Annotated in this window: 11 protein-coding genes; 6 read left to right on the top strand and 5 right to left on the bottom strand. The window is 49.8% G+C overall.

Annotation, left to right across the window (positions count from 1 at the left end):
- Both L1S32_RS01715 and L1S32_RS01720 read right to left on the bottom strand, forming a co-directional pair.
- The gene (locus tag L1S32_RS01715; RefSeq protein WP_278155654.1) at positions 1–270 is read right to left on the bottom strand and encodes a hypothetical protein; all 270 of its coding nucleotides are present in this window, start codon (positions 268–270) and stop codon (positions 1–3) included.
- A 54-nt stretch (positions 271–324) separates the two neighbouring features.
- Positions 325–639: a DUF2551 domain-containing protein gene (locus tag L1S32_RS01720; protein ID WP_278155655.1), complete on the bottom strand. Its 315-nt coding sequence runs from the start codon at positions 637–639 to the stop codon at positions 325–327.
- Positions 640–842: 203 nt separating this feature from the next.
- On the opposite strand from L1S32_RS01720, the gene L1S32_RS01725 reads away from it, so the two are divergent.
- The 5 genes from L1S32_RS01725 (at position 843) to L1S32_RS01745 (ending at position 4681) form a co-directional block, all read left to right on the top strand.
- Positions 843–1697: a protein translocase subunit SecF gene (locus L1S32_RS01725; protein ID WP_278155656.1), complete on the top strand. Its 855-nt coding sequence runs from the start codon at positions 843–845 to the stop codon at positions 1695–1697.
- The gene (locus L1S32_RS01730; protein WP_278155657.1) at positions 1694–3178 is read left to right on the top strand and encodes a preprotein translocase subunit SecD; all 1485 of its coding nucleotides are present in this window, start codon (positions 1694–1696) and stop codon (positions 3176–3178) included. Before L1S32_RS01725 ends, L1S32_RS01730 begins: the two co-directional genes overlap by 4 nt.
- Before the next feature lie 65 nt (positions 3179–3243).
- Positions 3244–3516, top strand: a complete 273-nt coding sequence (locus tag L1S32_RS01735; protein WP_278155658.1) for a thioredoxin domain-containing protein — start codon at positions 3244–3246, stop codon at positions 3514–3516.
- Positions 3517–3542: 26 nt separating this feature from the next.
- The gene (locus tag L1S32_RS01740) at positions 3543–4166 is read left to right on the top strand and encodes a Fe-S cluster assembly protein HesB (protein WP_278155659.1); all 624 of its coding nucleotides are present in this window, start codon (positions 3543–3545) and stop codon (positions 4164–4166) included.
- The gene (locus L1S32_RS01745; RefSeq protein ID WP_278155660.1) at positions 4145–4681 is read left to right on the top strand and encodes a class II aldolase/adducin family protein; all 537 of its coding nucleotides are present in this window, start codon (positions 4145–4147) and stop codon (positions 4679–4681) included. The genes L1S32_RS01740 and L1S32_RS01745 overlap by 22 nt, the downstream gene beginning before the upstream one ends.
- Here the strand turns inward: L1S32_RS01745 and aglJ are convergent.
- Positions 4656–5579, bottom strand: a complete 924-nt coding sequence (gene aglJ / locus L1S32_RS01750) for an S-layer glycoprotein N-glycosyltransferase AglJ (RefSeq protein ID WP_278155661.1) — start codon at positions 5577–5579, stop codon at positions 4656–4658. The two genes, L1S32_RS01745 and aglJ, sit on opposite strands and share 26 nt — an antisense overlap.
- A gap of 699 nt (positions 5580–6278) precedes the next feature.
- Between aglJ and L1S32_RS01755 the strand changes: the two genes are divergently transcribed.
- Positions 6279–13727, top strand: coding sequence for a PKD domain-containing protein (locus L1S32_RS01755; RefSeq protein WP_278155662.1), 7449 nt, complete (start codon positions 6279–6281; stop codon positions 13725–13727).
- 335 nt (positions 13728–14062) lie between these two features.
- Here the strand turns inward: L1S32_RS01755 and L1S32_RS01760 are convergent, their stop codons facing one another.
- Both L1S32_RS01760 and L1S32_RS01765 read right to left on the bottom strand, forming a co-directional pair.
- Positions 14063–14431, bottom strand: a complete 369-nt coding sequence (locus tag L1S32_RS01760) for a hypothetical protein (RefSeq protein WP_278155663.1) — start codon at positions 14429–14431, stop codon at positions 14063–14065.
- A gap of 50 nt (positions 14432–14481) precedes the next feature.
- The gene (locus tag L1S32_RS01765; protein WP_278155664.1) at positions 14482–14979 is read right to left on the bottom strand and encodes a hypothetical protein; all 498 of its coding nucleotides are present in this window, start codon (positions 14977–14979) and stop codon (positions 14482–14484) included.
- Between the last annotated feature and the right edge of the window lie 33 nt (positions 14980–15012).

A 15012-nucleotide genomic window follows, 5' to 3' on the forward strand; every position in this document is an offset into this window, starting at 1 on the left:
TTAGAGATAATCACAGTATGCAGGGACCATATCCATATCGATTCTGTCCAGGTACCGGGCCTGATAGATGGAGACATAGATAATATTGTCGCCAACATATATTTCATAATCAGATGGTTTCGGGGGTTTTACTGTCGTGGAAAGAAGAACTGGTCCTCCGCAGGATGTACATACCCTGAAATCAATATTTCTCTGAAGAATATAGGATTTAACGTCATCAGAGACAACAATGTCGTGCCCAATGGCACAATTGTCATCACAATTTTTCATATCTGTAACAGGTTGAATACCGGGGTAAAAATAGGTTTTGTTAAGGCACAGCAGTTATACTGCCTGAATAAGTGCGCTGACCATGTCTGTGTACTTATCCTTGAGTATATAGACGCTCGTTGAATTGTCGTTTTTCTTCTGCACACTGAGAATTCCGATCCGTGAGGCGACAGTCCCAATCATTGACGCAACGGACTGAAGGGTGATCGTAAATTTCGTTTTCAGCTGTTCAAATGCCTCCGGGATGGTTACAGATCTGGTTTTTATAAAGATACTCAGGAGTTCATGACGAATACCTGATGTGTCCCGTTTAAGGTAGCCTTTTAAACGGCGCTCAATCTCATGCTTCAGATCAGCCGCAGATCGCATACACGCTCATTTGAATGAATGATATTTAATTTTATCGAATCGGTAGTGATTAATCATGACAATTTCCCGAATGGTGGTAATAAGCAGTATCACGGCGGTCTGCGTTATCCTTCTTATACTCCCACCAAATGGGGGGGAATCCGGCTGACTCCATCTGTGGGATGCATCATATTTAATCTCTTCATTTCCAAATATTTGTCTGTATGAATTTTCCTACTTATGATATCAGTAAATACACGGTTCGGCAGCTGGTTACTCTGCCGATCGCATTACTGATAATCTCATTTCTTTTCCTTGGGTTCAATACCCTCACAACAGGCATGCCTGTTGACCCGGGAATTGATTTTGCCGGGGGTGTTGCTGTGACGATACCGCCTACAGCAGATTCTCAGGCAGACGTTGAGGCATATTTCTCTGATTTCCCTCTGAAAAGTGTTGGAGACGGGGTGAACGGAGGATATTATGTGGTCTTTGAGAATATGCCGGATAAGGACTTCCTGGCCCTGTCTGAGCTTATAAATGCCCGTTATCCGGATGCAAAAGTTGATCAGATTGGAGAGACGTTTGGAAAGACTCTGCAGACACAGGCACTCTGGGCACTTCTCTTCTCGTTTATCGGGATGGCCATCGTTGTGTTCCTTGTCTTTAAGAACTTTGTTCCGTCCATTGCTGTCGTAATCTCGGCATTCTCTGATATTGTGATCACTGCAGCACTCATGGATGTAGTCGGCATTACGCTTACTCTTGGTACGACTGCGGCCCTGCTGATGCTTATAGGATACTCAGTTGACAGTGATATTCTGCTGACAACACGTGTTCTGAAACGGAAAGGGAAATTTTCCGAGAAGATGCAGGGGGCATTTCGTACCGGGTTTACCATGACATCCACAACCATCAGTGCGGTTGCCCTCATGTTTGTTGTCTCATGGGTTGGACAGATAGATGTTATTCGCGATATTTCAGCCGTTCTTTTACTCGGTCTTTTCATCGACCTGATGAATACCTGGATGCTGAATGCAGGAATTTTAACCGGGTATGCAGGAGGTGACAAGAGATGAGTGATGAAAACGAAGGCGGTCTGGTTCAGACATTAAAAGACTGGCGTGTTGCACTGATGCTCCTCTTGGTGGTCTTCTCGATTGTGAGTATCTATGTGATTCCACCGGGTATATCCAACGGGATGACCGGAAACCTTCAGCTTGGGCTCGACCTTGAAGGTGGTTCATGGATCCAGTTATCATTCCGTTCAGAAGTTGTCCGGTTTGAAACGGATCAGGATCCGGAGATATTTGCGGCACGCATCGGTGAGGCACTGGATGCCGAGGTCTTCCTCTTTGAAGAAGACCGGCTGGAGATCCGGGCGCCGTTTACGCGGGAAGAGCTGGAACCGGTCTTTGCAGAGAACGGCGGGTCTATCGTCACCTATGAAACCGGCGTCTCAAAGGATACTGCTGACCAGATTAAACTGATTTTAGAGAATAAGGTCAATAATCTCGGTACAAAGGATGCGCGTATCAATACGATCACCGGGCTCAATGGTGTGACCCAGTATATCCGGCTCGAACTCGCAGGAGTTGACATCTCAACAGCACAGGAGATCGTCGGTGCGCAGGGTAAGTTTGAGATTCGGATACAGACTGTCGGAAATGAGTCTGAACATGTGCTCTACGGTGACTCAATCAAGAGTGTCTCCACGCCGACACAAAGTCCGCCGGGCAGTGATATCTGGGGTGTCGGTTTTACCCTCAGTCAGGATGGCGCCATTGCATTCCAGGAGGCTGCGAATACCTATGGTGCAACCACCAATCCGGAAGCCCATGAAATAATGATGCTTCTGGATGACAATATCGTCTACAGCGCGAGCCTGAATCCTCAACTGGCGGCAGAACTGAAGACTGCTCCTGTCCGTGAACTTCGCGCAACGACCGGCGCGGGTGAAGAAGGGCTGGAAGACGCAAAAGCGCTTGAAATCCACCTGCGTGCAGGGGCACTCCCGGTCGATGTGGAGATTGCAGGGTCAGGTTCAGTATCTGCAAGCCTGGGGGAGCATTTCAAGACGATGTCTGTTATTGCAGGCATTCTTGCCCTCATGGCTGTTGCAGCTACCGTGTACTACTGGTATCGTGAACCGGCAATTGTGCTTCCGATGATCGGGACCAACATTGCAGAAATCATCATTCTGCTGGGCATTGCGACCTATCTTCAGCAGCTTGACCTTGCAAGTATTGCAGGTCTTATTGCTGTGCTTGGAACCGGTATTGACCAGCTGGTGGTTATTACTGATGAGGTCATCTATGAAGGCCGTGTCCCGTCACAGAATCTGTATCTGAAACGGTTCAACCGTGCATTGGGTATTATTATGGTGGCAGCGTGTACCACGGTCATCGCGATGCTGCCGTTAGCGGTAATGGATCTTGCAAACCTTCGTGGATTTGCCATTATCACCATTCTGGGTGTGCTAATTGGTGTCCTCATCACCCGGCCCGCCTATGGTAAGATCATTATGGCAATCCTTTCAAAAAAACCGGGTGACCGCTGAAATCAGCGGGCTCCCATCACAATACTTATATTTCTCTTATTCTCACAACTGGATGAGGATCTTTTATGGCAAAACCAGTATTGATGGATTTTTTCGCAGTATGGTGCGGACCCTGCAAACTTCAGACTCCTGAACTAGAGAAACTCAAAGAGATGATGGGAGATGCGGTGGAGATAAAGAAGATCGATGTGGACGACAACCTTGACCTTGCACAGAAGTATGGGATTATGGTTGTGCCGACACTGATTATCGAGAAGGACGGGCAGGTAAAAGAGCGTCTTGAGGGTGTGACTCCTGCTGATACGCTCATGCGTATGCTCGAGCCCCTGACAGAATAGCGCTGTCCCTGACAGAACGGGTCGGTATGATTCCGGAAGAGAAGAAGGCAGAACGAATTATAACCCTTTTTCAGGGGTTATATGGTGAAATTGAGTGGTGGCCGGGTGGGCCTGAAGAGGTGCTTATTGGTGCTGTGTTGACCCAGCAGACCCGGTGGGAGAATGTTGAGACTGCCCTAAAACGGCTGCAGGAGGCTGGCATCTGTTCTCTTCGGGGAATACACGAGGCCTCTGATCGTGCGGTAGAGGAAGCGATTTTTCCGACCGGGTTTTACCGGATAAAGCGTGAGCGGCTGAAATGCCTGGCATCTACTGTTCTCTCCTGCGGCGGGATGAACCATCTCGCGGGCTATCCGACTCTTCGTCTGCGCGCCTTTTTTCTTGCGATAAAAGGGGTCGGTCCGGAAACTGCGGATAGTATTCTCTGTTACGGATTCAGCCGTCCTGTTTTTGTCATTGATGCCTACACCCACCGGATTTGTGCGTGTGCCGGCATCTCCCTGAAAGGGTCTGATCTGCAGGAGCTCTTCCAGCGCCTGCTGCCCGAAGAACACCAGGTGCATCGGCACTGCCATGCCTGGTTTGTTGAATATGCAAAACAGTATTGTCTTAAAAAAAGGTGTGAAGAATGCATGATATCGAGTTTCTGAATGTCGGAACGCGGCTTCACCAGGAAGGGCTGGTGACGTCGGTCTTCGGCAATATGAGCAGGCGTGTGGAAGGCGGGTTTGAAATTACCCCGACAGGTTCGTTTCTGGATGTCCCCGCACGGCCGGTATTTGTCTCAGATGAAGGTGTGCCTGAGGCTGGTGCATCCAGCGAATACCGTGTCCATCTCCAGGTCTACCGGAGGACGGATGCGGGGGCGATTGTCCATGCCCATCCACCGTACGCTGTGGCATTATCGCTCTCCTGTCCGACCATTGTTCCGGTTGACAGTGAGGGTAAGATGCTCCTGCCGGAGATACCGGTTGTTGACGGTGAACCGGGCACAGAGACGCTTGCAGAGAATATCGGGGCCGCACTTGTCTCCTCCCCTCTCGTCATTGCGCGGGGCCACGGGACCTTTGCACGGGCAGAAACACTTGTCGACGCGTATATCCTGACGGCTGTTGCTGAGCATGCTGCACGGATACTCTCTATTTCGGCGGCTTCTGACTTTTAAGGCTCTGAATCTCTCTCCTGAGCTCCTGCTGGTTTGAAAGCATAATGTCACTCAGGATACCAAACATAAAGACCTGGATGCCCCCCATGACAAGAAGGGCGGTGAGGATGGTCAACGGCAGGTGCTCGATACCATTCAGCCATTCATAGACCACATACACGCCGGTCAGCGCACCCAGAATGGTGATGACACCGCCGATCATTCCGAAATAAAACATCGGGTTGCTGCGCTTTGCAAGACGGTAGAGAGTTGATATTATTTTTGCTCCGTCATGGAAGGGGCGGAGTTTTGTGGCTGTCCCCGGCCGTTTCACATAATGGACAGGGACTACGTGTATCTTCTGCTGGTTTCGGATGGACTCAGACGAGATCTCTGTTTCTATTCCGAATCCCTCTTCCCGGAGATGCATCTGGCGGATGCTTTCCAGCGTAAATGCGCGGTATCCGGACAGGATGTCGGCCAGATAACGGCCATGGGCCATGCGGAAGAGGTCATTGATTACCTTATTGCCAAAGAGATTGAGGTGTGACAGCGCACCTTTCTCCGGGAACTCAAGCCGGTTTCCGATGACATGGTCACAACCGGAAAAGAGGGGTTCGAGCATCAGTTCCGCATCTTCCGGCAGATAGGTCAGGTCCCCGTCCAGCATCAGAATATACGGAAACCGAAAGTGTTCAATGCTCTCGATGATTGCATTGCCCTTGCCGCGTGATTTCTGGAGCACCACTTCAGCACCGGCTTTTTCTGCAAGCTCCGCAGTCCTGTCCGTACTGTTCCCGTCCATGACAAAAATATGTGAATATCCCCGTTCCCGGAACCGGGATATGAGCTCTCCGATTGTCGGCTCTTCGTTGAGGGTCGGAATAAAGATACAGACCTGACTGCGGTCGATAAGCATTGTATATGGAGTTTGTCGCCACTCTGTTATAGTCTTGAAGGTCCTGAGATGCGGATTATCTCGCAGTAATATGGTAGACGAATGGATCTGAAGATCTCCCCCAAATTGTTTCTGACCCGGTATGACGACGTTCCGATCTCGATCGATCTTTTCCCTGACGTGATTGCGTAAAATGCATGGATGCGGTTCGAGCACCCGGATGGCAGAGGGAGATGTGGTGTCCACACTGATCAAAGCCCTGTTCGATCCAAACAGCAATATCGGGCAGCGGGCGCAGAGGCATTTGATCATCTCAACATTGTGGATTCTGTCCCCTGAATCCTTTTTTTCACCTGAAGATGAAGATCATTATTTCCGGATATCGCATTGCTTGTAGATCCTAATCCGAAGACAGACTTCAATGGTGATGGCAGAGTGGCTAACACATATGCAGGATAATTGGATTGCATACATTTTTTAGGAATGATTTACGGCCTCTGATTTGTTTTAAGATGCACTGAGAGTCTTATTCCTTGTTTTTTAGCTATTGTACTCACAGAGATAAGATTGTCGCCTTTTCCACAGGGAATACAAAATTATAAATTTTGATATACATTGATAAAATATATTTAATATACTTCATCCGGTTCGGTCCGGTCCGAACATACATCTTCTAACACTATTTCAGAGAGGTAATCGATTATGACGAGACAGAGATCAATGGTAAAAATCTTTACAGTGCTTATCCTCTGCACCTGTATCATAGCCGGGGTGCAGGCCGCTGAATCATATGAATTTGTCACAAAATGGGGCTCATACGGCTATGGTGACGGGCAGTTTATCAGGCCGGAGGGAATTGCGGTGGACGTTGAAGGCAACGTCTATGTGACGGATCCGGGCAACAACCGGATGCAGAAATTCAGCAACACCGGTGATTTTATCACAAAATGGGGTACCCTCGGCGATGGCGCCGGTCAATTCTCGTATCCCAAGGGCGTCGCGGTGGATGGCGAAGGCAATGTCTATGTCGTCGAACAGACCAATAACCGCGTCCAGAAGTTCGATGCAGATGGCACCTATATCACCAGATGGGGTACCCAGGGATCAGGTGAAGGCCAGTTTAACAGCCCGGGAGGTATTGCGGTGGACAATGCCAGCAATATCTATGTGGCAGATACCGTCAATCATCGTGTCCAGAAGTTCGATGCAGATGGCACCTATATCACTACATGGGGGTCGCAAGGTTCGGGTGACGGACAGTTCAGATTCCCCCTTGCCATTGCAATAGGTACGAATGACAGTGTGTATGTTGGTGACGAGAATTATCGAATCCAGAAGTTTGATTCAAACGGCACCTTCATCACCAAATGGGGTTCAGAAGGCATGGGCAACGGCCAGTTTACCTACCCACCAAGCGGTGCTGCGACAGATGATCAGGGCAATCTCTTCGTTGCTGAAGGGCAATGGAATACCGGAACCGGCCTGCTGTACCGTGTCCAGAAATTTGATTCAAACGGCACATTCATCACCAAATGGGGATACCGGGGCTCAGGAGACGGGGAGTTTCAGTATCCAAAGGGCGTTGCAGTGGATAGCGGGGGATATGTCTATGTGGCAGACGGTGAGGCGCAGAGAGATTATCACCGCATCCAAATGTTCTCATCGCTTCCGTTTGCCAACTTCACCGGAGAGCCAACAGAAGGGAATTTCCCTCTGCGGGTGAACTTTACCGATACATCCCGGGGGTCGCCCACTTCATGGATCTGGGATTTTGGGGATGGGAATTCCTCTGTTGAACAGCATCCATTCTCCATCTATACCGTACCTGGTGTCTACAATGTGTCACTTTCTATAGAGAACGCAGTCAGTAGTAACACAACAACGAAAAATGGTTACATAACCGTCCTTGACTGGGTCAAAGCGAACTTCACCATGAACACCACCGAGGGTGTTGCACCCCTTACCGTACAGTTCACTGACACCTCAACCGGTGGTCTTGCACCCCCCGACACATGGGAGTGGAGTCTGGCACGCTATGATGATCCCGAATGGTCGTACACAACTGACGAGCAGAACCCGAACTACACTTTCATGATACCTGATTGGTATCTTGTGTCATTATGGGTCGGCCGTGACAATCTGAGTAATATAAGTGTATATAGTGGTCACATCAGCGTAACCCAGCCACCACCTGTCACCAGTTTTACCGGGTATCCCACTGTTGGCTCTGCTCCGCTGACCGTCCAGTTCAACGACACCTCGGCCGGGAATGCCACACAATGGTTCTGGGACTTTGGGGATGGGAACACCTCAACACTTCAGCATCCGACCAAAACCTATGAGATACCCGGTTTATACACTATATCACTCAATGCAACCAATGATGCCGGAAGTAACAGTTCCACACGGGAATCCTATATTAACGTCACCAATTTCCCGGTAATCCCTGTATCTGACTTTATTGGAACTCCCACATCCGGCAGAATTCCCCTTGCCGTTCAGTTCACTGACACCTCTGCCGGTGGTCCTACGGAATGGTTCTGGCAGTTTGGTGATGGAACGACGTCAACTGAGCAAAATCCGGAGAAGACCTACACAACCCATGGTACCTTCACCGTCTCACTCAATGCAACGAATGTCGACGGGAGCAGTATTGCTACTAAGGCAGATTACATAACAGCCACCGACACCCCGACACCACCGGTTGCCAACTTCACCGGTACACCGACCAATGGAACCGCACCACTGACCGTTCAGTTCACCGATCTTTCGACGGAAGGACCGACTGAGTGGTTCTGGGAGTTTGGTGACGGAACGAATTCGACCGACCAGAACCCGCAAAAGATCTACACAACTGCGGGCATCTACACCGTATCACTCAATGCAACAAATGCCGACGGCAGTAGTACGGAAACAAAAACGGATTTCATATCGGTAATTGATATCCCTATATCACCTGTTGCCAACTTCACCGGGACTCCCACCATCGGAAGAGTCCCTCTTACCGTTCAGTTCACTGATCTCTCGACGGGAGAGCCGACAGAATGGTTCTGGCAGTTTGGTGACGGAACCAATTCAACCGACCAGCACCCGCAGAAGACCTACACAACTTTGGGCACCTACACCGTCTCTCTCAACGCAACAAATGCCGACGGCAGCAGCACGAAAACACGGGAGAATTACATAACGGTCACTGATGATCCGGTACCACCGGTTGCCGACTTCACGGGGGCGCCTGTCAATGGAACAACTCCTCTTTCCGTGCAGTTTACCGATCTCTCAACCGGTGGGCCGGCACAGTGGCTCTGGGAGTTTGGTGACGGAACCAATTCAACCGACCAGAACCCGCTGAAGACCTACACAACTGCGGGCACCTACACCGTCTCACTCAATGCAACAAATGCCGACGGCAGCAGCACGAAAACACGGGAGAATTACATAACGGTCACTGATGAACCGGCGCCACCGGCTGCCAACTTCTCCGGGACACCCAAAACAGGAATCGCCCCTCTTACCGTGCAGTTTACCGATCTCTCAACAAGAGAGCCGACAGAGTGGTTCTGGGAGTTTGGTGACGGAACCAATTCAACCGACCAGAATCCACTGAAGACCTACACAACTATTGGAACCTACACCGTCTCACTCAATGCAACGAATGCACAGGGGAGCAGTACCGTCACAAAGGTGAATTACGTAAACGCCACCGATGTTCCCACACCGGCAGACTTCAGATTCATCTCAGAGTGGGGGTCCAGAGGCACAGCTGACGGAGAGTTTACGTATCCAGATGGTATCGTCAGAGACACTGCCGGTAACATATATGTGGTGGATTCCGGCAATGACCGCATCCAGAAGTTCAATAGCACGGGTTCCTTCATCACCACATGGGGCTCTTCCGGATATTCCGGAGATGGGGAGTTCAACATGCCACATGGCATTGCAGTGGATTCTGACAGCAACGTCTATGTGACAGATACCTGGAATTGCCGCATCCAGAAGTTCAATAGCACTGGCACTTTCATCACCAAATGGGGATCATATGGCACTGGTGACGGACAGTTTGACTTTCCACAGGGCATCGCCATTGATGCAGAAGGCTACGTCTATGTAGCAGATAATGCGAATCAACGCGTCCAGAAGTTTGATTCAAACGGCACCTTCATCGCCACATGGGGATCGTATGGCACCGATGACGGCGAGTTTGACCGCCCCCATGGTATTGCAGTGGATGCAGACGGCAACGTCTTCGTATCTGATGCAGTGAATAACAACATCCAGAAATTCACCAGTACCGGCACGTTCATTACGAAATGGGGAACTGCAGGCTCAGGCGACGGACAGTTCAATGTACCAAGGGGTGTTGCGGTGGATTCGAGGGGGAATGTCTTTGTGGCAGATTCCCTGAACCATCGCATACAGATATTTGATACCAACGGAACCTTCCTGACAGAATTTGGTTCGTATGGCACAGGCGTCGGGGAGTTTAACGAGCCATGGGATACCCTGGTGGACAGCGCCGGCAACGTCTATGTAACAGATGCACGGAATCACCGCATCCAGGTATTCGCACCCATTCCCGAAGGAATGCCAATCGCGAACTTCACTGCTCTGCCAACCGCTGGTACAGCCCCGCTGACTGTTTCGTTCACCGATGAATCATCCGGAGAACCTACGGAATGGAACTGGGCCTTTGGGGATGGTACTACCTCTACTGAACAGAACCCGACAAAGACGTATACGATACCCGGCTTCTACACCGTCTCGTTAACAGCAACAAATGAAGTTGGAAGCGACACCAAAACAAAGAATGACTGCATAACAGTGAGTCCTCCGGCAGAAGACTACGAATTCGTCATGAAATGGGGATTATATGGCGATGGTCGGCTCCTCGGTCCAATGGGCATTGGGGTGGACGCTGCCGGCAACGTCTATGTGGCAGACGCCAATAATCTCCGGATCCAGAAATTTGACAGTAACGGTACCTTTAGCACCACATGGGGTTCTCCGGGCTCCGGCGACGGGGAGTTTGGATGCGACTATGATTCTTATTCTGAGAATGGACCGTATGGCGTTGCGATGGATACTGCCGGCAACGTCTATGTGGCAGACCGCTATAATAATCGGATCCAGAAGTTTGATTCAAACGGCACCTTCATCACGAAATGGGGATCGTATGGCTCCGGCGACGGGGAGTTTTCTGATCCGCGTGGTATCACCGTGGACAGTGCCGGCTACCTCTATGTATCAGATTACTGGAATAACCGTATCCAGAAGTTTGATAGTTCCGGCACTTTCATCACAAAATTTGTATTCTCTCAGGGCTCTGGCGACGGACAATTCGGGCTGGGACCAGATAGCGTTGCAGTAGACGGTGCCGGCAACATCTATGTGACAGACTCCATTAATTCCCGGATCCAGACATTCGACAGTTCCGGCACCTTCATTGCCGCATGGGGTTCATATGGCGCAGGACTCGGGCAACTCCGTTCTCCGACAGGCATCGCAGTGGATGCAGACAGCAACATCTACGTGGCTGATTCTGGCAATAATCGCATCCAGGCATTCACCAGCACCGGCACATTCCTTGCCGCGTGGGGCCTGCGGGGCACCGGGGACGGAGAGTTTGAACAGCCGCGTGGCATCGTTGTTGATGCAGAAGGCTACGTCTATGTAACCGACCACTATAATAACCGCGTCCAGAAGTTCGATACGAATGGCACCTTCATCACCGCATGGGGCTCTGAGCCGCCTGCTGGAAGCGAGTTCTCATACCCTGAGGGTGTCGCGATTGATGATGCCGGCAATGTCTATGTGGCAGATACCAACAATCACCGCATCCAGAAGTTCGATGCCAATGGCACCTTTATCACAACATGGGGCCACGAGGAATCACCATCTTTACCCGGTGAGCTTCCCGTGATCGAAGCGAATGGAAACTTCTCCTTCCCGAAAGGAGTCGCTATCGATGGTGAAGGTTTTGTCTATGTGGCAGACTCAGGCAATAACCGTATCCAGAAGTTCGATGCCAACGGCACCTTCATCACGAAATGGGGAGGGGCGATTGGCTATGGCGATGGGCAGTTCAGTGGTCTGCGTGGCATCGCTGCGGATGAGGACGGATTCATCTATGTGGCGGATGCTGAAGAATACACCATTGCGCGGGTACAGAAGTTCGATTCCAACGGGACCTTCATCACGAAATGGGGATCGTATGGCACCGGCGACGGGGAGTTCATGGATCCGCAGGGTGTCGCGACAGATCCTTTCGGCAATGTTTATGTGACAGACGAATATGGCAGCCGGATTCAGAAATTTGATTCAAACGGCACATTCATTGACACATGGGCATCAGATGACACGGGAGTCAGGCAGCTCCTCTCTCCTTCCTGTATCACAACGGACGATGCAGGCAATGTCTATGTGACATCCTTTGATCTCTATACGGCATCCTCTGATATCCGGAAGTTTACCGGCAATGGTATCTTCATCACCTCATGGGGGGGCCCGGGCCCCGGTGATGGTGAGTTTTCAGGGCTGCTCGGTGTTGCAGTCAATGGTGACGGCCTTGTCTATGCAGCGGATGAATACAATAACAGGATACAGGTGTTCAGATCATACACCCCCGCCACCCCTCCTGTTGCCGCCTTTATTGCTAATGTCACAAGCGGTTCTGCTCCCCTCGCAGTGCAGTTCACCGACATGTCTACAGGAAATCCGGCATCATGGGTATGGAACTTTGGTGACGGGAACACATCAACCGTTCAGAACCCCTCGCATCTCTACACGATGGAAGGCACTTTCAATGTGAGTCTGAATGTCTCCAATGCAGGCGGTTCGGACACCATAACAGAGGTAAATCTGATAACCATTTCCGCACCTGTACCAGAGGCACGGTTTGATCTGAACCGTAACTTTGCCGCATCAACTGAGAATGATACATTTGTACCGGGGAGTTATCCTTCCTTCCAGACATACAGACTGCATGCCGAGAATCTGGATGAAACAGTATCCCTCGGAAATCTGACATATGTTGCAGGCGTTGCAAATATCACCTCTGTTGAGTATGATGATTATGCAACATGGAACTCAACCTATGCAGAGTGGAATTTCCCGTCAGATTATGTAATCGGGCCCCAGAGTGCGTTTGATACACGGGCAGACACCTCATTTGCAGAGGTTAGATCATTCACCCATACATTGACACGAAACTGCAGTCAGATAACATTTACAGCACCTGGAATTCAGGAGACAAATATCACGTTAGTATTGGATGACCTTGATTTTGAGTCAGTATTTGTCGGGTTTGCATCAGCAAAAGACCATAATATGACAACTGAAATTATCAACTCGTCGTTTATGACAAATGCACCTCTTTCAACGCCTCTTCTGACAGACGGTAGTTATCACCTGAAACTTGACAAATCTGCTCTTGTAATCGGAGCAGAGTATTACTTCAGGTTTGATACAGCTATCATTCCCAATGGGACTGCCGTGATGCATAAACCGATAGCATATGTCTGGGAAGGTCAGAACAATGGCAATGCCGACTTGGGGGTAATGAATAAGGCTGAAATACCTGCATCTATGCTGCCATCGGATGCATCTGAGTTTTCGGTTCAGACGAATACGTCATGCAACTGGGGTGTTGTATGGCAGGACAACCTTCTCTCAATTCTGAAAGGAGTGTCCGTCAGAGTGACTCTCCCTCCTGCGGCAAACTTTACTGCCGATCCTCTCCAGGGATATATCCCTCTTACAGTACAGTTCACTGACACCTCAACCGGCAATGTCACCTCATGGTTCTGGAACTTCGGTGACGGCACAAACTCGACCGAACAAAACCCGGTTCATGTCTTTACCTCACCCGGCAGCTATTCCGTTCTGCTCTCGATTAACGGGGATGAAGATATCTTTACGAAGCCCGACTACATCAGGGTCACTTCAGGGGTTCTTCTCGGCGATGCAAATAATGACGGCGAGGTAAACCAGGCTGATACCCTGCGTGTGCTCAAAGAGGTTGTAGGAATAACGGAACTGCCTGCGAAGAATACGGATGATTTTGAGCGCACCGATGTCCACTGGAACGGTGCTGTCGAAGTTGGCGATGCGATGTTCATCGCCCAGTATAATGTGGGACTGCGGGACGCGTGGTTTAGGGTGATTGAATAATTTTTCCCACAGGCAGAGAAAGAACCCAATTTCTCCGATTATTTTTTCCTGCATCGCATATTCAGGATCGGCAGTGAATCCGATTTTTTTGCATCGGGTCAGGGTCTTCTGCATGTTCTTTCGGGATTAAAATGGCTAAATTGCCACCAAATTTTTAACCATCTCTTCCTCCTCATTACATTGCGGTCCGTCTCTGAACCTAATATCGATTCTATCGCTACCCTTTTACAGCATAGATGGTGTCGGTGGTACACATATGCACTCTGAGGATGCAGGAACCCTACGACTTCATCATCGCAGGAGAACTGCCATCCGAAACGTATATTCAAAAAAGATTAGTGGTTACGTCCTTTGCGTTTCAGCTCATCAGATTTTTTGATGGAACACTCTTCACACCTGAACTCCGGTTCCGGATCATCTGAACGGTCATAGGTCTGTGTCCTGACCAGCCGGTATCCCCGTGTCGTTTTTCCACAGTCAACACAGCAAATATTCTCCTTTACTTCCCATTGTGCGTCCAGTGTCTCTGAGGTGAAGATGAACCTGTCGACCCAGAAGAAGATGAGGCCACCAATCAGATTTGCGACAATTGCCGCCGTAAGGGCCCCCATTGATGCGAGTACTATGCCCACTCCTGCGAGGATTGGTGTGGATAACTGCCATCTGACAAGATAGAGTCCATACCGTTTGAGGTTTACCTTCATTCCGCAAACCTTATACCTGAATCTATATGAATCTCATTTTTGAGGAAAGATTATACTTCCATGGAATCCCGTGAAATCACGGTTTCGGTTGCTGTTTTGATTATGTCGACCCTGATGACGTCCCCCGGATGAATAAATCCGTCTGAGAGGTCGATTCGCAGCATCTGGTTGTAGTTCCATGTCTCGCCGGATCCTCCGTACCCTTTGAGGGTTTTAACCCCGTAATGAGCCGTGGAGATGAAGTCATGCGTATTGAGTGTCTGGATGGTGCAGGGGAGCAGTGCATCATCGCTGTATATCTTTGCAGAGAGCTCCTTGTTCTGAAAATCTTTTTTCACCACATTTCTCAGGAATACCTGACTCTCAAAAGTTGGGGGCGCACTGCTGATGGATTCAATTTTAAAGATCACAGGCGGTTCGGTGTATTCCCAGTTAAGATTGGGCATATGAAACATCAGCAAAAGAATGATCGCGAGAATAACCGTGATTACCACAAGCAGGAGGTGTGCGGTCATCTGTGACGTTGCACTCTCGTTATCACTCTGCATACTGTTATCAAAGAAAAAAGAGGGGAAATAAGT

Source organism: Methanogenium sp. S4BF (assembly GCF_029633965.1).
Taxonomy (GTDB): Archaea; Halobacteriota; Methanomicrobia; order Methanomicrobiales; family Methanomicrobiaceae; genus Methanogenium.